Source organism: Sphingopyxis sp. (assembly GCF_035250425.1).
GTDB lineage: Bacteria > Pseudomonadota > Alphaproteobacteria > Sphingomonadales > Sphingomonadaceae > Sphingopyxis.
The window spans coordinates 1-17171 of sequence record NZ_DATFFD010000252.1 but is presented as its reverse complement, the minus strand read 5'-3'; the positions used below and the strand labels follow the sequence as shown (position 1 = coordinate 17171).

The 17171-nt window shown below is 64.7% G+C and carries 13 protein-coding genes; 4 read left to right on the top strand and 9 right to left on the bottom strand.

Going from position 1 to position 17171, the window contains the following annotated elements; genetic code table 11:
- Window positions 1-19: 19 nt before the first annotated feature.
- Both VJ811_RS15375 and VJ811_RS15370 read right to left on the bottom strand, forming a co-directional pair.
- Window positions 20-820 (bottom strand): class I mannose-6-phosphate isomerase, encoded by an 801-nt coding sequence (locus VJ811_RS15375; protein WP_324073915.1) that lies wholly within the window; start codon window positions 818-820, stop codon window positions 20-22.
- Entirely contained in the window at window positions 817-4257 is a 3441-nt protein-coding gene (locus tag VJ811_RS15370) for a glycosyl hydrolase 2 galactose-binding domain-containing protein (RefSeq protein WP_324073913.1), read from the bottom strand. Before VJ811_RS15370 ends, VJ811_RS15375 begins: the two co-directional genes overlap by 4 nt.
- Window positions 4258-4522: 265 nt before the next feature.
- Between VJ811_RS15370 and VJ811_RS15365 the strand changes: the two genes are divergently transcribed.
- Window positions 4523-5770: an ROK family transcriptional regulator gene (locus VJ811_RS15365; protein WP_324073911.1), complete on the top strand. Its 1248-nt coding sequence runs from the start codon at window positions 4523-4525 to the stop codon at window positions 5768-5770.
- A 28-nt stretch (window positions 5771-5798) separates the two neighbouring features.
- Here VJ811_RS15365 and VJ811_RS15360 read toward each other — a convergent pair whose 3' ends face one another.
- The 5 genes from VJ811_RS15360 to VJ811_RS15340 all read right to left on the bottom strand — a co-directional run bounded on the left by VJ811_RS15360 (window position 5799) and on the right by VJ811_RS15340 (window position 11665).
- Window positions 5799-6341 (bottom strand): hypothetical protein, encoded by a 543-nt coding sequence (locus tag VJ811_RS15360; RefSeq protein WP_324073909.1) that lies wholly within the window; start codon window positions 6339-6341, stop codon window positions 5799-5801.
- A gap of 67 nt (window positions 6342-6408) precedes the next feature.
- A complete protein-coding gene (locus tag VJ811_RS15355) occupies window positions 6409-7185 on the bottom strand; it encodes a glycoside hydrolase family 26 protein (protein ID WP_324073907.1) in 777 nt (258 codons plus the stop codon).
- A gap of 109 nt (window positions 7186-7294) precedes the next feature.
- Entirely contained in the window at window positions 7295-8485 is a 1191-nt protein-coding gene (locus tag VJ811_RS15350; protein ID WP_324073905.1) for a glycoside hydrolase family 27 protein, read from the bottom strand.
- Between the two features lie 173 nt (window positions 8486-8658).
- Window positions 8659-10140, bottom strand: coding sequence for a tryptophan 7-halogenase (locus VJ811_RS15345; RefSeq protein ID WP_324073903.1), 1482 nt, complete (start codon window positions 10138-10140; stop codon window positions 8659-8661).
- Between the two features lies 1 nt (window position 10141).
- Window positions 10142-11665 carry a tryptophan halogenase family protein gene (locus tag VJ811_RS15340; RefSeq protein WP_324073901.1) on the bottom strand — a complete coding sequence of 508 codons (1524 nt, stop codon included), beginning with the start codon at window positions 11663-11665 and terminating at the stop codon, window positions 10142-10144.
- Window positions 11666-11805: 140 nt separating this feature from the next.
- On the opposite strand from VJ811_RS15340, the gene VJ811_RS15335 reads away from it, so the two are divergent.
- Window positions 11806-12816, top strand: a complete 1011-nt coding sequence (locus VJ811_RS15335) for a sugar kinase (RefSeq protein WP_324073899.1) — start codon at window positions 11806-11808, stop codon at window positions 12814-12816.
- Window positions 12817-12865: 49 nt separating this feature from the next.
- On the opposite strand, the gene VJ811_RS15330 is transcribed toward VJ811_RS15335, so the two are convergent.
- Window positions 12866-13516, bottom strand: a complete 651-nt coding sequence (locus VJ811_RS15330; RefSeq protein WP_324073897.1) for a 2-dehydro-3-deoxy-6-phosphogalactonate aldolase — start codon at window positions 13514-13516, stop codon at window positions 12866-12868.
- A gap of 102 nt (window positions 13517-13618) precedes the next feature.
- On the opposite strand from VJ811_RS15330, the gene VJ811_RS15325 reads away from it, so the two are divergent.
- Both VJ811_RS15325 and VJ811_RS15320 read left to right on the top strand, forming a co-directional pair.
- A complete protein-coding gene (locus VJ811_RS15325; protein ID WP_324073896.1) occupies window positions 13619-15202 on the top strand; it encodes a sodium/sugar symporter in 1584 nt (527 codons plus the stop codon).
- Between the two features lie 4 nt (window positions 15203-15206).
- On the top strand, window positions 15207-15950 hold the full coding sequence (locus tag VJ811_RS15320; RefSeq protein WP_324073894.1) for a FadR/GntR family transcriptional regulator: 744 nt from the start codon (window positions 15207-15209) through the stop codon (window positions 15948-15950).
- Window positions 15951-16048: 98 nt separating this feature from the next.
- On the opposite strand, the gene VJ811_RS15315 is transcribed toward VJ811_RS15320, so the two are convergent.
- Window positions 16049-17171, bottom strand: a 1123-nt coding sequence (locus VJ811_RS15315; protein WP_324073892.1) for an HlyD family type I secretion periplasmic adaptor subunit, incomplete at its 5' end; no start/stop codon positions are given.

The window sequence follows — 17171 nt, the reverse complement described above, 5'->3', positions numbered from 1 at the left end:
GCTGTCGCATCATTCGCGATCAGAGCGCGCCGGCGGCGCCGACCAGAATATGGCTCCCCGGCGTCAGATCGAGCGGTGCATGGGGTTCGAGCAGCAGGCATTCGCCGGGTCCGGCCTCGTCGCTGCCCGAGCGCACGGTGCCTTCGATCGGCATCACCCAGCGCTCGCGCCCGGCAAGGGCGGCGGGCATGTCGGCCGCCGCGCGGACCCGGCACAGGGTGAAATGCGGTCCGGCGACGAGGAGGATGCTTTCTGCCTCGGCGCCGCGGGCGAGCCCTTCGGGATAGGGGGCCGGTTTCGAGACGGCGATGCCGTCGTCCAGGTGAAGCGCGCGCGGCCGGCCATAATCATAGAGGCGATAGGTCACGTCGCTATTCTGCTGAAATTCGAGCAGCGATATTCCGGCGCCGATCGCATGGACGGTGCCGGCCGGAACATAAAAGAAATCGCCGGGCTTGACCGGCTTCCAGTCCATCATCTCCTCGATCGAACCGTCGAGGGCGGCCGCGCGCAGCGCGCCGGGCGCGACCGCCGAACGGAGGCCGAGGCCCAGCGTGGCGCCGGGCTCCGCATCGAGAATATACCAGCACTCGCTCTTGCCCCGATCGAGCCCGCGTTCGCGCGCCTCGCCGTCATCGGGGTGGACCTGAATCGAGAGATTCTCGCTGGTGAAGATATATTTGACGAGCAGCGGCGGGTCGTCCCGGCCCGGGGCGTCGAACCAGATTTCGCCGATGCGGCGGCCGTCGGTGCTGCCGAACACGGGCGGCAGTTCGGTCCTGCCCCATGGCTTTTCGACCTGATGTGTCCGAAGTTTCACTTTCCGCCCTTCATGCCGGCGGGCCGCTCCACTTCGACGGTCCGGGGGGCGACGTTCCAGCCCCTCAGCGTGAGCCGCGGGGCCGCCCCGACGCCTGCCGGATAGCGGATCGCGATCGTCTTCGTTTCGCCCGGCAGCAGCGCAATATAATTATCGCTGTAGAAAGCGGGCAGGATCCGCTCGCCACGCTCGTCGACCAGCGTCAGCTTGGCATTGAGCGCGGGTGCGCCGCCCGGATTGTTCAGGGTTGCGACGATCAGCCTGTCCTTGCCCTCGACCGCACCGGCATCGGCGCGCAGCTCGAGCGCAGCCGGTGCGAGGTCGTTGAGCGCCCGATAGGATGCCGTATCGCGGCCCCGCCAGTAGAAATTTTCCGAAACGAGCTTGCCCGCGGCGTCGGTGAGGCGCAGCGACACCAGGGCCATGCCGTGCTCGGCGAGCAGACGGTCGAGCGGCACGGCGGGGAGGTTCATGGCCCGGTTCGCCTTCGCGTCAACGCGGTCGGTGCGCGCGAACAACTCGCGATTGTCGAGACCGACGACGCGGGTGGTCGCGGTAAGGCCATCGGCGTCCTCGCGCGTCGTGTTGACCACGACCAGTTCGTTGCCCGGAAGGTTGAGCTGGACGTGCAGCGGTTCGGTGGCCTTCTTCGCGCCATAATAGGCCGCATGGGTGTCATAGTCCCAGCTGTAGATCTGCCAGGCGTTCGACGGCCAGGCGGGGTGGGTCATCCACAGTAGGCGCCCGCTGTTCTTCGACCACAAATGCCCCAGAAAGCCCTCGTACATCGCCTTGTGGGTCTCGAGGTTCATCATCTGCGCCTTGCGCTCGAAATCCTCGAGGCTGGTTGCCGGGCCGAACATCGTGTCCAGCGTCTGCATGAAGCTTTTGGTGTCGCCGTTCCCGGCAAAATGCCAGTCGTGATAGGCGAGCGTGTCGCTGAGCGGCCAGCGATCCGCTTGCGGAACCGATGCCTTCACCGATTCCAGCGTCGAAAGCGACGGCGTTCCGGTCTCGACCGAGAAGCCCGTCGCCAGATCGGTGAAATAGCCCGCCGGCGGCCGGTAATTATAGGGGCCGGAGCCTTGCAGGTTGACGACGTTGGAGCTGCCGGTGAACCAGCGGGTGCCGTCGAGTTCGGCGACCGCATCGTCGAGGCCTTCGTTCAGGACCGGATGGGGCACGCCCTCGTTGCGCCCGAACCAGAGAATGATCGACGGATGGTTGCGATAGCGGCTGACCGTGTCGCGGGCATTGGCGAGGAACAATTGCGGATCCTGCGGTTCGACCTGGAAATTCTGGGTCGATTGCCAGAAATCGTTCATCACCATCATGCCATATTCGTCGGCCAGGTCATAGAATTGCGGTTCGGTGTTGGTGCCCATCCAGTTGCGGATGATGTTCATATGGGCTTCGCGCTGAAGCCGGAAATAAGGCTCGAGCCGCTCGCGCGGCACGCGCTTCATCGCGTCGTCCATGCCCCAGTTGCCGCCCCGCGCCGCGATCCGCACGCCGTTGACGCGGATGGTCAGATGCGGCTCGGGAAGGGTCTCGGCAACGGGCGTGACCGCGGGCGATGTCTCGCCCGCAGGCGTCAGCGATTCGGCCCAGCCGCGCGGGCTCTGCTTGATCGCTTCGTGGCGGACGTCGATCAGCTTCTGGCCGGCGAGCTTGCCGTCGGTGGTTTGGACGTTGACGCGGCGGAGCCTGCCGCCGCGGTCGAAAAGCGACAGGTCATAGCTGACCTCGCGGATGCCGAAACGCAGCCGCTTGCTGTCCGAAGGGGCGCTGCCGTCGAGCACCGTGAGCGTCAGATCGTGCAGTGCGGGCTCGCCATAGCCGTTCGGCCACCACAGCCTTGGATTGCGGACGCGCAGCGCGGGGAATTCGGACGGCGAGAAGCGCACGCTCGATTGGCCCGCGGGCGCGGTGACGGTCTTTTCGACCGTCACGTCGCCGAACGCGGCGCGAACCGTCACCGGGCGCGACGTCCCATTGTCGTTGCGGATCGGCACCGCGATGTGGATGTCGGCGCTGTCGGTGCGCGGCAGGGGAAGGTCGGTGATTACCTGCGGATCGAGGATCCGCACCGCGCCGTTCGCTTCCAGCTCGACGGGAAGCCAGATGCCGGTATTGCGGTCGCGGATGCCCGGGATCCAGTCCCAGCCCTCGGCGGCGACGAAGGTCGGGCCGTCGATCGCCATCTGGCCGCCATTTTCGCCGACGCCGCCCTTGATCGACTGTTCGTGCGGAATGCCCGGATGCGGCGGCGGCGACACGCGGACGGCGATCACATTCTCGCCGGGCACCGGATCGATGTCGAACTGTCCGCGGATAAAGGCCCCGACGGTGCCGCCGAGCTTGCGCCCGTTGAGCCACACCTCGGAAGCATAGTTGATGCCGTTGAAGATCAGGGTCAGCTTTTTGCCGGCCGCTTGCGGCGGAACGGCGAAGCTGGTCCGATACCAATAATCCTGGCGCGCCAGCTTCTCGGGAATGGCCATGTTGTTGAGGCCGTAATAGGGGTCCGGATAGACGCCGCGATCGACCAGGGTGGTGAGAACGGTGCCGGGAACGGTGGCGGCGTGCCACGGGCGCGCATCGAAGTCAGCGGTGGATAGCACGGAGCCGTCGGCCTTGACATCCGGCGCCGCCGCGAGCCGCCAGCCGTTCACCTGCCAGCGATCGTCGCCCGCCGCCTCGAGCGCGGGCCGCGCGGCCACCTCTTTGGCCACGGGCGCGGTGAAGCCGCCCTTGCCCTGCGGCAGCGTCCACGGATCCTGCTGGCGCCACAGGCCGGTATTCGCCCGGTTCTGCCATTCCCAGCCGACCCCGACATTCCATATCTGGACCAGGTCGAAATCGGGCCGGGCGCGGGCCGCGGCGGCGGCACCGGCCTGCGACAGCGGCGCGTCGTTCAGCGTCGCCTCGACGAGGGAGCCGCCGAAGTGCGGCTTGTCTGCAAGCGCCGGCGCAACCGAGAGTTTCGCGGTTACGGCCGGATGCGGAACGGCGCCCGAGGCTATCTTGCGGCCGTCGATGTAGAGGGTCGCCGTGCGCCCGTCCGACGATACCGCGACATGGGTCCAGCGGCCGGCGGTCACGCCGGCGGACGCGGCGAGCGTCTTGCCGCCGCTGCGGAGGGCCAGCCGCCCGTTGTCGAGCATCAGGCAGCGGCAATCGCCCGTCGCCGCGTCGCCAAGCGCGATCAGCACGACTTCGGCCTGCTGCACCCGGTCGGGCCGAATCCAGGCGGAAAGGGTGAACGGACGAGCCGCCGCGATCAGCGGGTCGACGTCCTTCAGGTCGCGCTCGACGCCAATTCCGCCTTCGAGCACCCGGAGATTATATGGGCCGCCGTTTTCAGGAACCGCCGCGATCGCCGGGAAAGCGAGCGCCATCGAAACCAGTGATACGCCTGCCCGAACCTTGCGCATATTCCTCTCCTCCGGAGCCGTCATGGCGCGGCTGCCTCGTTGTGGACCGGGTTCATAGGTGGATGGACGATTAAATACAACAAATTTATATATTCGATATGCATGGCCTTCGGGCCGAAGACGAAGGCATGTGCCGCTGCCTTTGCGGCGGCCCGGATCGCCAGAGCCGCGGCCGAGGCGCATATTCGCCCGGCCGCGCAAGTCGGCCCGCGACAAATTTATCTTGCCGCCATGCCGAGCCACCCTGTAGACGCTTGCCGGGGCGATGGTTCAGACGGAGCTTAGGCGATTGAAAAGCAAGAGTTCTGTCGACAGCAAGGTTCGGCTTTCGGGAACGAACCTGGAGCGTGCCGCCGATCATAACCAGCGCGTGACCCTGCATGCCATTCGGGTCAATGGCGCGCTGACGCGCGTGGGGCTTGCGAAGATCACGGGGCTGACGCCCCCGGCGATTGCCAATATCATCAAACGCCTGCTGAACGAGCGGCTGGTCATCGAAGCGGGACAGCTTCGCGGCGGCAGGGGGCAACCCGCCACGCGGTACGAGATTGCGCCCGACGCCTGCTTTTCGATCGGCCTCAACATCGACCGCGACCATATCACCTGCGTGCTGGTGAATTTCCTGGGGGAAATCATTGCCCGGCGGAGCCGCGAGGTCGCATTCGCGCTGCCGGACGAGGCGCATGCGATCTATGCGGACTGGGTCGGCGAACTGATCGACGAAGCGGGGATCGACCCCGGGCGCCTCGTCGGCGTGGGGCTTGCGATTCCCGACGATCTGGGCGCGGTCGACCTGCCCGGACGGCCCGGCGGCTATGTGGAATGGGACAGGCTCGATCTGAAGCAGCTGTTTGCCGAGCCGCTGCACCTCCCGGTTTTCGTCGAGAATGATGCCGCCGCCGCCGCCATGGGAGAGATGCAGTTCGGGCTGGGGCAGAGCAGTTCCAGCTTCTTCTACATTCTTATTTCGCTGGCGCTGGGCGGCGGGCTGGTCATCGACGGGAATTATTTCAGGGGCTCTCAAGGACGCAGCGGCGAGCTGGGCTTTCTCATCGGCACCGGGCCGGACGGACGGCCCGAGCAGATCCAGAACACCGTCTCGCTGTCGGGCCTGCGGCGGCACCTGAAATCGCGGCATCTTAACCTTGGCGCCGTCATCGGTGGCGAAGCCGGCGGCAAGGGGACGGCGGCGATGCACGAATGGCTTGAAACCGCGACCGCCTTGCTCACCGAGCCGCTGGTTTCGGTCAGCTGCCTCATCAACCCCGAGGCGGTTTTGATCGGAGGACGCCTGCCCGGTCCTCATCTGGACCAGCTTGCCACCATGCTCAACGAGGCGCTTGTGCGCCATCGCGACCACGTACCGGCCATCGCCCCCGTAAAGCGCGCGGCCCTGGCGGAAGACGCGCCCGCCGTCGGCGGAGCAATCCTTCCTTTCAGCTATTTCCTGCTGCCGCGCGACACGTCGCTCTGGAAGACGCCCAGCGTGATGAATGCCGGCGACGCGGGGTGACCTTTTGGCGGCGGGCATCGCCCCGGCGCTATTTCGCCGATGCCGTCCGGCTCATGTTCAGAACGAAGGCCGGCCCGAGCGCGATGCTGTGCTTTCCGGTGGCCAGATGCAGCGATATGGTAAGGTCGCCGGGCGCGTAATGCTTTGCCGTCTTGCCGGTGAAGCTGTACAGCTTCCAATCCGGGCCAACGGAAAACTCCCCCTTGACCACTGCGGTCCAGGGTTCGCTCGTCTCCTGAAGCGCGGCATAGGGCACGTCCGCCACCTTGGCGCCGTCGCTCTTCACCAGCCGGGCCCACACCGCGAAGACAAGTTCGTCGCCGGCCTCGACCGGCCCGGTGGTAGGGCTCTTTGCCTGGACCGACCAGACATCTTTCGAAAGGCCCGGGACGGCGATGATCAAGGCCTTGCCTCCCTGGACACCGGAGTCGCTGCGCACCGGCGGGGGCTCGCGAAGCCCTTCGACGCGCATCGCGCCAGGTGAGGGGTTGTTGATCAGATGTTCGAGGATGCCGGCACTTTCATCCGCCGGCTTGGCATGGGCCGCAGCCGCCGGCAGCAGCAGGAGCAAGCCGCTTAAAGCATGAAACATGGGTTTCACTGAAAATCCTCCCCTCTCTATTGATTGAATAAAGACCCTAATCGCACGAACGGGCTTTCCCGGACGCCGCGTCCCCCTGTGCGGCCGGCGCGACCGGTGCTGTTAAAGAGTGATAGACCGGCGGCAATTCGTCCTCGAACAGGACGAATGGATCCTGCTTGAACTTGATGAAATCGGCTTCGCCCGGATGTCCCTTGAACGGGACGTAAAAATGGTTCTTGCGGTCGTGCGCGTGGTTGGCGTTGCGCCACGCGGGCACATAGGCAATCCCCTGTCCGGCCTCGGGCGCCTTCAGCGCCGGCAACAGGACGCCGGTCCACCAGTCGGCCCGCGGGATGGCCTCCGCTCCCGTTTCGGTGAGCGCGGCCAGCTTGCCGCGGTCGTGCGCCATCCGCGACAGCATCCACAGCCGGTTCACCAAGGTGCAGCGCGTATATCCGAATTCGACGCTCCGATAATCGTCGAAGCCGAGAAGGTCGATGACCTCGTCGCCCGGATAGCGTTCGAGATATTCGGCTTCGCTGTCGAAGACGTCGATCGAATAGGCGTAGAGCAGATTATGGACGCGCCTGTCGTCGCGCAGATGGCTTACCGTGAAGCGCCAGAGCGTCTTGAACTCGTCGATCCCCGCATGCGCGCGGCCCCACCAGAACCAGTCGCCGTTATGTTCGTGAAAGGGGCGGAAGATCACGGGCACCAATTTGCCGTCCGGCGCGCGCAGGCTGCCCAGGAAATCGGCGACGACATCGAGTTTGGTACGAAAATCGGCGTGCAGCCGGCCGCCAACGAGACGGCGGCCAGCGCCGCGCGGCACAGGACAGGGATGGCATAGGCGGCGCAGGCTCCAGGGCTTCCGCGATTTTCCGGCGTTTCAATCATGCGCCGTTCTCCCCCCGATATGGTATCGTTCGCGCCGCGGCCGGCTATGGCTGAACCCGCAGCATCACGACGCCGTGCGCCTCCACCGTCGCGCGGTACGAGCCCGAACGGGGTGCGAGATCGCGGTGCGCCCACAGATCGCGCAGCCGGGCCGTCAAATGGGCCGGATAGCCGAGCTGTTCCCAGGTGACGGCGATTTCGGCCGGCGCTGCGCCGCGATTGAAAAGCAACGCGGCGCGCCCGCCATCGGCGAGCGGCTTCACCCAGACCTCGCGGTCGCCATCCCTCCAGACACGATGGCCTTGTACTCCAAGCCTGTCCTGATCGACCGCGATCACCTCCTCGTTCAGCAGGATATTGCGGATTTCGGGCGTCATCTTGGCGACGTCATGTCCGGCGATCAGCGGGGCCGCCATCATGGCCCATAGCGAGAAATGCGAGCGGCTCTGGACCGCGTCGAGTCCGGGATTGCCGACTTCGAGCATGTCGGGGTCGTTCCAGTGGCCGGGCCCCGCGTGCGGCCACAGCGGCTCGTTCATGTCGAGGATGTTCAGCACACCCCAGCTATGGCCGTACTTGCCTTGCCACTTGTCGGTGATGTCGCCGGTCGTGCGCCAGAGATTGCCGATCTTTTCCGCCCAGAGCCAGGGCTGGTTGTTGCCCCACTCGCACATCGAGAAGACGATGTCGCGTCCGGTCGACCGCAAGGCGTCCGCCATCAGCGCATAGGCTTCTTCGGCGTCGCGCGAGCCTGTGTTGCACCAGTCGTACTTCAGATAATCGACGCCCCAGCGCGCATAGGTGAGGGCGTCCTGATATTCGTGCCCCTGGCTGCCGGGCCGCCCGCCGCAGGTCTTGCGCCCGGCATCCGAATAGATTCCGAACTTCAGCCCCTTCGCGTGAATATAGTCGGCGAGCGCCTTGATCCCCGACGGAAAGCGCTTTGGATCGGCGGTGATGAAGCCGTTGGCGTCGCGTTCGCCGTGCCAGCAGTCGTCGATGATGACATATTCATATCCGGCCGCCTTCATGCCCGACGACGCGATCGCATCGGCGGTCTGGCGGATCAGCTTTTCGTCGATTTCGCATGCGAAGCGGTTCCAGCTGTTCCACCCCATCGGCGGGGTCATCGCCAGCCCGTTGGATGTCCGGGCCGGGTCTTGCGAGGGACGCAGCGTGTTCGGGTCGGGAACCGGAATAGGGTCGCCCTGCGCCAGAACCGGCGCACTCAACATGCCCGCGACCAAGATGGGGGCCAGCGCCCTCCCGAGCCATTTATGCCTTGTCACCGGAATCCTCTCTTCATTATCTGGCAGTAGATTAATAAATTTGCTTTATATATTCAAGAACGGAATCGCATGGGAACGAGCGAAGCGGAATGGCGAACAACGCTACTCGGTATCGTCGATCAGGTCCGCGTTGCGCCTAATGCGGCGGCGAGCCACTCGCGATAGAGGGGCGCCTGCGCCAGCGCGGCGGCGACGCGGTGTTCGTGGGCGCGCCGGCGTTCGTCGAGGCTGGCCGGAGGCAATGCGAGAAGGCGGGCTGCCGGGCCGGGGCCGACGCCGAGGGCGGCGAGCAGCTGCCACCAGAGGTCGCGGGGAACAGCCTCGTCGTCATGGTGCGGCAGTCGGCCGCGCCGCACGAATTCATCGAGGGTGCGGGAAAGGGTGGGGCTTCGCGCCAAGCCGGCGCAATGCTTCTCGAAAGCCGTCTTCCCGCCCGCGGCCCGGCAATGATGCGCGGCGATGAAATCGGCGATGCGATCCGCCAGCATCGCGGCGCGCCGGTTGAATTCCTGTCGTTCCAGCGGCTCGATGTCGCGCCCCGGAAGCAGTGCGGCGAGCAGCTCCAGCTGCTTGACGGCGTGGTGAAGATTGAGCCAGCCCAGCGGTTCGAATGCAGCGGCTGAATCGCCGATCCTGATCAGGTTGTGCGTCCATGCCTCGGCCGCCCGGCCGGCTTTGAGCGATATCGCGTCGGCGGCTTGTGCGCCTATCGATCGGGCCGCCGCTTCGTCGTCGATCAACGCCGAGGCATAGCAATAGATCATGTGCGCAGAAGCGCGTCCCGGCGAAATCAGCCGGTATCCGGCTTCCTGCGCGACGACCTCGTCGAGCGGGGACGGGGCCGCAGTTCGTTCGGGGCCGGGAAGGATGCGATCGACCGGAAGGCGGCCGGACCAGTCCACCCAATCGCGGCTGCCGGGCATGCGCGACGCCAAGGCGTCCATGCCCGCGCAATCGAAGTAGAGATCGGCAGCAAAGCCGTGGCCGTCGGTGGTGCCTATGCCGTCGATTGCTCCGTCGGATCGAAGATTGACCGAGCGGAGTCCGGACGGGATGAGTTCCACGTCCATGTGGCGCGCAAGCGCCTGCAAGCCCCGCCTGAAGGCATCCGGGTCGAAACGCAGCGCATAGTCGAGGTCGGCGAAAGGCGACGTCGCATCGTCCGACGGGAGGGCAAAAAGATCTTTGATCGCGAGCGCGGCGGCCACGGAAATCGAGCCTCCGGTTGAATCCGGATCCGGAGCCCGCGACATCCAGCCGGCGCGGAAGCTCGGCTCTCCAGCGGGATCGGGCGCTGCCCCATATCCGATCGTGAAGGGTGCGGCGGCGTTCCAACCCTCAAAGCGCGTCGCGAGCCGATGCGTTCCTTCGGCCCGGCGAAGGACCATCGCCGCATCGAGGCCGAGCTTTTCGTGATAGCGGACGACTTCGGGCGTTCCGCTGTGGCAATGATCCGCCAGCGCCGATCGGTCGACCGGGGCTGGGATCAGGATCACATGGGCGTGGGGCACGGCCTTTTTCAGCGTGCAGGCGCAAAGCAGCGCGGTCGTGCCGCCGCCGATGACAATGACCCGTTCGAGGGGAGCTCTGGGTGCGGGCATGTTATCGGTTCCCTGCGGCGCGAACGGACTGTCGTGCCAGCAGCGCCCGATGCGAAGGCATGGCCGCGACTTCGCGCCCGATCTCGTCCCTCAAATTGTCGAGGGCGCGCGCCAGTGCCGTTCCGTCGGGAATGTCCGCCCGTGCGTCATAATGATCGGGGATGACGCCCTGGCCCAGATATACGGCAACCCAGCTCGGTTCCAGAAACAGGCCCTCCTCATAATGGGCTACCCTTGCGGTCGCCTTCCAATATTTCACCTTGTCCGAAAGACTGGGCGGTACATCCATCGTGCGCACATCGTTCCAGAAGGGAGAGTCGGTGCGACGCGTCGCGTTATAGTGCAGGATCAGGAAGTCGCGGACCCGGTCATATTCCAGGTCGATCGCCCTGTTGAATTCGACCCGGTCGGCCTCGCGGATTCCGTCGACCGGGAAGAGTTCGATCAGCCGCGCGATGGCCACCTGCGCAAGGTAGATGCTGGTGGACTCGAGGGGCTCTAGAAATCCGGACGAAAGGCCGAGAGCCACGACATTCCCCACCCAGCTCCTGCGGCGACGCCCCGCGCGAAAGCGCAGGAGGCGGGGTTCCGCCTGCGCCGGCTGATCGAGCTGTGCCATGAGGGCGGCCTGGGCCTCGTCATCGCCCAGATGAGCACTGGAGTAGACATAGCCGTTGCCGACCCGGCTTTGCAGCGGAATCCGCCACCGCCATCCGGCGGGCATGGCGATCGCCGTGGTGAGCGGTTCGATGGTGTCGGTGGCGTAGCCGCATGGAACCGCGACCGCCCGATCGCAAGGAAGCCAGCGAGACCAGTCTTCCCAGGCTTCGTCATAGACGCCGCCCAGCAAGAGGCTGCGGAAACCCGAGCAGTCGATGAACAGCTCCCCTTCGACGCGGTCGCCATTTTCCAGAACGAGCGCGGATACGCTCCCGTCGAGCGGGTTTCGTTCGACATCGACGACGCGCCCCTCGATGCGCGTGGCGCCCTTCCCGGCCGTCCAGTCGCGAAGAAACGGACCAAAGCGCGTGGCATCGAACTGATAGGCGTAGCCATAGGTCGACGCCAAAGTGCTGCCATTGCTGCCCGGAATGCTGAAGCGATCGGCGTGGGCCGCGGCGACCGCGAGCGAATAGTCGCCGATCGCGCCCCGTCCGGCGCGCAGCCAGTAATGATGGAATCCGACGCCCGCGATGTCCTTGCCGAAAGTCCCGAACGGATGGATATAGCTTTCTCCGGCGGCGCCAAAGCCGACGAACTTGATGCCGAGCTTGAAGGTGGCCTGTGTCGCCGCCATGAACTCCGCTTCGTCGATGCCGAGTCCCTGAATGAAGTCCCGGATGTGCGGCAGCGTCGCTTCTCCCACGCCGACGATCCCGATGTCCTGCGATTCGATCAAGGTCAGCTCAACCAGTCGCCCCAGATGGCCCTGAAGTGCCGCCGCCGCCATCCAGCCCGCCGTGCCGCCACCCAGTATGACGACTCGCGTCCTCGCCGGTCGCCCTTCGGTTGTTTGGTCGCTCAATGCATCCCCCCTGTCGCCGATCGGAGCGTCGCGGACGGGAAACCCATCGCAGCGGGCCAGTTCGAGCTCGTGCCGGCTTGCACATTTTCAATTATCATATAATTCAAACATGGCAAGTTTGATTCATCTGGAGCGGAACCTTGGGCGTTATCGTGTCGTTTGGCGAAATTTTGTTGCGGCTGGCCGCGCGACCGCCCGCGCTTCTTCTTCAGGATTCGGCGCTGGAGGCCACAATTTGTGGAGCCGAAGCCAATGTGGCCGTTGCATTGAGCGGGTTCGGCCATGTTGCGCGCATGATCTCCCTCGTTCCGGAAAACCGGCTTGGCGAAGCAGCGCGAAGCGAGCTGCGGCGATTTGGCGTGGAGACTCAGGGGGTCATGACCGGACCAGGTCGCATGGGCCTTTACTTTCTGACCCCTGGAGCGATGACACGGCCAGCCGAGATCATTTACGATCGCGCGGGCTCCTCATTTGCCAATCTTGATGCGGACGGGCTTGACTGGCAGCAAATGCTCGCGGGTGCGGACTGGCTATTTGTCGGCGGCATTACCGCCGCATTGGGGGACGGCCCCCTGTCGGCGCTGCGTTCGGCGCTTGCCTGCGCACAGCAGCTCGGCGTGAAAATTGCCTTTGATTGCAATTACCGGCCTTCGCTCTGGCAAGGGCGCGAAGAACGCGCGGCCGAGATTTTGCGGGAGTTATCCTGTCAGGCACAGCTTCTGTTTGCCGGTCGCCGGGCGATCGCGATGATACTGGGCGAGGCATTCGACACCGAAGACCCCGACAAGGGGTTCCACGAGGCCGCCGGCGCCATGTTCGCCGCCGCACCTGCGCTTTCCTTTGTTGCCGCGACCCGGCGCGAGATCGTCTCTGCCGAAAGCCAGCGCCTGACGGGGCTGATCGCCGATCGCCAGGGTTTGGCAGTAAGCCCGACGCTCGCCCTGGACGGCATAATCGACCGCATCGGCACGGGCGATGCCTTTGCGGCAGGCGTGGTACACGGGCTGGTGAGCGGCCACGATCTGGATCAAACCATCGGCTTTGCCGCGGCTGCGGCACGATGGAGCCATGGTGTCAGCGGTGATTTTTTGCGGGCAAGCGTGACCGACATAGAGAGCATGCAAAATGGCGGAGGAGACGTTCGCCGCTAGGTCCTGAGCGCTTCCAATACGAATATCGCGGCGTGCAATCGTCCCCTCGTCATGCGGCCCTATCCTGCGCCTCATGGAAAGCCGCGACCAACGCGATCGCATCCCGTTCGATTTCGGCCATTGGCTTACCCGCCTTGAACAGCGAGCCGCCAATGCCAAAGCCGGCGGCTCCGGCGGCCAGATACTCGCCCATATTGCCGGCATGAATGCCGCCAACCGCGAAAACAGGTGCGCTGGAGGGCAGCACGGCCTTGATCGCCTTGATCGCTGACGGGGGCATCAGCTCTGCCGGAAAGACTTTCAGGCCTGTGGCACCGGCATCCAGCGCGCTGAACATATCGCTGGGAGTCAATACGCCGGGCAGGACGACCAGTCCTCGCCCGGATGCATGGGCGATGAGTTTCGGGTCGCAATGCGGCGAAACGATCAGCCTGCCGCCCGCCGCGATAACCGAATCGATCTCAGCGATGGAGGTGACGGTCCCTGCTCCGACGAGGGCGTGCTTCCCGACCGCTTCCGATACCGCGGCGATGCTGGTGAGGGGATCGGGCGAGTTCATCGTGACCTCGAGAATCTCGAAGCCCGCGCCGACGAGGGTCCGCGCGACATCCGCCGCTCTCTCTGGCTCAAGCCCTCTCAGGACAGCGAATAATGGAAGCCTGCCGGCCAAATCATGCCTGTTCATTGCGCGTTGCGACACCTTTTCATCCTTCCGCGAGCAATCATCCCGAAAGGCTATTGTCCATTTATCATATAAATGCAATATCGCGCATAAAGAGTGTTTGGGAAGGGGGCTTGGCCGATGACATTGGCCACCATCGACATCGTGGTAATCGCAGCATATGCGATCTTCATTTTCGGACTGGCGCAATATGTCAGCCGGGAAGGGGCGGGCCACCAGAAGGACTCGTCCGACTATTTCCTCGCGTCCAGAAACCTCCCGTGGTGGGCGATCGGGGCATCGCTGATCGCCGCCAACATTTCGGCGGAGCAGATCATCGGGATGTCCGGCTCGGGCTATGCCATCGGCCTCGCCATCGCATCCTACGAATGGATGGCGGCCTTGACGCTCCTCATCGTGGGCAAGTTTTTCCTGCCGATTTTCCTCAAGAACAATATCGTCACGATGCCGCAATTTCTGGAGCAGCGCTACGGCACGCGGATCCGGACCTTGATGGCGATCTTCTGGCTGGCACTCTATGTTTTCGTAAACCTGACCTCGATTGTCTGGCTGGGGTCGATCGCGGTCAACAAGGTCGCCGGGCTCGATCAGGATGTTGCCCTCTTCGCGCTCGGCGGGTTCGCGCTGGTTTACCAGCTCTATGGCGGGCTGAAGGCCGTCGCCCTGACGGATATTGTGCAGGTCACCCTGCTGGTGTTCGGAGGCCTCCTGATTTCCGGCATCACGCTTGCGGAGATCGGCGGCGATGCAGGGATCCTGGGTGGCTTCACCCGCCTGACCACCGAACTGCCCGGGAAATTCGATATGATCCTTGCGCCTGACAACCCATTCTACAAGGATCTGCCAGGCCTTTCGGTGCTGCTGGGCGGCATGTGGATCGCCAACCTCTCCTATTGGGGGTTCAACCAGTATATCATTCAGCGCGCACTTGCCGCCAAGAGCCTGTCCGAGGCGCAAAAGGGAATTGTTTTTGCTGCTTTTCTGAAGCTTCTGATGCCCGCCATCGTGGTCCTGCCGGGTATTTGCGCTGTCATTCTCTCGCCCGATCTCGCCAAGCCGGATGAAGCCTATCCGTCGATGATGCGCTTTCTTCCCAGCGGCGTTTTGGGCCTGGTCTTTGCCGCACTCATGGCTGCCGTGGTTGCTTCGACCGCATCCAAGATCAATTCGATTGCCACGATTTTCACCCTCGACCTTTATGCCAAATTCCGTCCAGCCCGCGAGGATGCCGACAAGACTGCGCGTGAGAGACATCTCGTCCTGATCGGCCGGATCAGCGCAGCGGTTGCAACCTTGCTCGCCCTGCTGACTGCCCGCCCGCTGCTGGGCGGAGCCGATCAGGCCTTTCAGTTCATTCAGGAGTTTTCCGGCTTTTTTACCCCCGGCATCACCGTAATCTTTCTGCTCGGCCTCTTTTGGAAGAAGTCCAGCGAAGCCGGGGCCATCGGTGCGGCGATCGCTTCGGTAGGATTTTCCTATTTCCTGAAGGCCGTGATGCCGCAGCTGCCATTCCTGGATCGTATGGGAATCGTATTTCTGGCGGCATTGGCCATCGCAGTGGTCTTGTCATTCATCGTCCCCGCAAGCGCCGGAAGCGACCGAATTGCGACAACTGGCATCAGATATCGCACGACGAGCGGTTTCAATGTGGCCAGCGGTGCCATCGTTGCAATTCTAATTGCACTTTATGCGACATGGTGGTGACGCGATGCCCGCGGAATCCTCTGCTTCGGATGGGAGCGCCATAAGCCAGGACGGGGGCAATATCACCCGCCGGATCGTCGATCAGCTCGGGCGCGCGATTGTGGCGGGGGACTACGCCGAACAACCGCTGCCGATCGAGGCCGAATTGTCGGAACGCTATTCCGCCAGCCGCAGCGTGACACGCGAAGCGGTCAAGATGCTCACCGCCAAAGGCCTGATTTCATCCCGCCCGCGGCATGGAACCAGGGTCGCACCGGAAGAACAGTGGAACTTTCTGGATCCCGACGTTTTGCGTTGGCTGCTCAGCCGCGGCCTCTCGCTTGATCTGCTCGCCGAATTCACCGCCTTTCGCAGCGCAATCGAACCGCAGGCGTCCATGCTCGCGATCCGGCGCGGTGATCGCAAAGCCCTTGCGGCGATCGAGGCCGCAATTGAAACGATGGAACGTGTGAGCCCCCATGACCGCGCCGCGTCGCTGTCAGCGGACATCGAATTTCATGTCGCTATCCTGCTGGCCAGCGGCAATCGCTTCATGGTCCAGTGCCGCGATCTTGTTGAAACCGCATTGCGCTTCAGCATTCAGTTGACCGATCTGGAAAAGGGCGTGGATTTCGCCGACATCGAAGCGCACCGCACGATCGCCAATGCCATTCTGGCCGGCGATGCGGCGCGTGCCGTCAGCGCGACACAGGATCTGCTGAACGAAGCCGCCATGCTGATCGAGCGGGCGCGCAAGGCCCGCGGCTGATACGCATGGCTCGCGAGATCGCAGGCGGCCGGTCACGAGCGAAGCGATCGTGACAATCGCCATCGGAAGCGCCCAGCCATAGGTTCGGGAAGAAGACGTTAACGCTCCCGCGCCGCCGTCGTGCGGATCTCGTCGATCGGGCTCAGCAGATAGGAAGCGAGCGAGCGGCGGCCGGTGCGGATGTCGGCGGTGACCGCCATGCCGGGGGTGAGGGCGATCGTCGCCCCATCGCGCACGATCGTCGTCCGGTCCAGCGTCACCCGCGCGGTGTAGATCAGCCCGCGCTTCTCATCCTGTACCGCGTCCGAACTGATCTGCTCGAGCCTGCCCGGCACGGCGCCATAGCGCGTGAAGGGAAACGCCTCGATCTTGAGCGCGACCGGCTGGCCGGCGCGGACGAAGCCGACATCCTTGTTGGCGATCATCACTTCGGCGACCAGCTTCCCGCGCGCGGGCACGATCACCATGATCGGCTTCGCCGCCTCGACGACGCCGCCGACGGTGTGGACGGCGAGCTGCGTGACCGTGCCGTCGACCGGGCTGACGAGGCGCTGGAGGCTGCCGCGCTTGGTCGCCTTGGTCAGCTCCTCCTTGCGCAGCCGCGCGTCGCTCTCGGCCTTGGCGAGATCGGCGAGGATGCGGGCGCGCGCCTCGGCGGTGGATTGGCTCGAATTGCCGCCGGCCACCGCGATCTCGGCCTCCGCCTTGCGCGCGGTGGCGAGCGCGGCGTCGCGGTCGCGCGCGGCGACGAGGCGCTGGCGGCGCATCTCGATCACGCGCAGCTTCGAGACATAGCCTTTCTCCAGCAGCGTTTCGTTGGCGGCGATCTGCTCGTCGAGCAGCGGCAGGGTTTCGCTCAGCTTGTCCGCCTGGATCTGCGCCTCGGCGCGGGCCGCGCGGGCGGCCTGCGTGTCGGCGGCGCGCGTCTGACTCCCCGCCCGGATCTCGGCGAGCTGGGCGCGGGCAAGCGCGATCTGGGTGGCGGCGACTTCGGCCGTGGTTCCAGGGGGCGGGGTGAAGCGCAGACCCCGGCCGTCGAGCGCCGACAATATGGCGCGCAGCCGCGCGGCGTCGAGCATCGCGGTCTCCAGCGCCTTGCCGGCCTGCGCCGTGTCGGCATCCGAGACGGTGGGATCGAGTTCGACCAGCGGCTGGCCGGCGCGGACATGCTGGCCGTCGCGGACCAATATCGCGTGGACGATCCCCGCCGCGCCGGGCTGG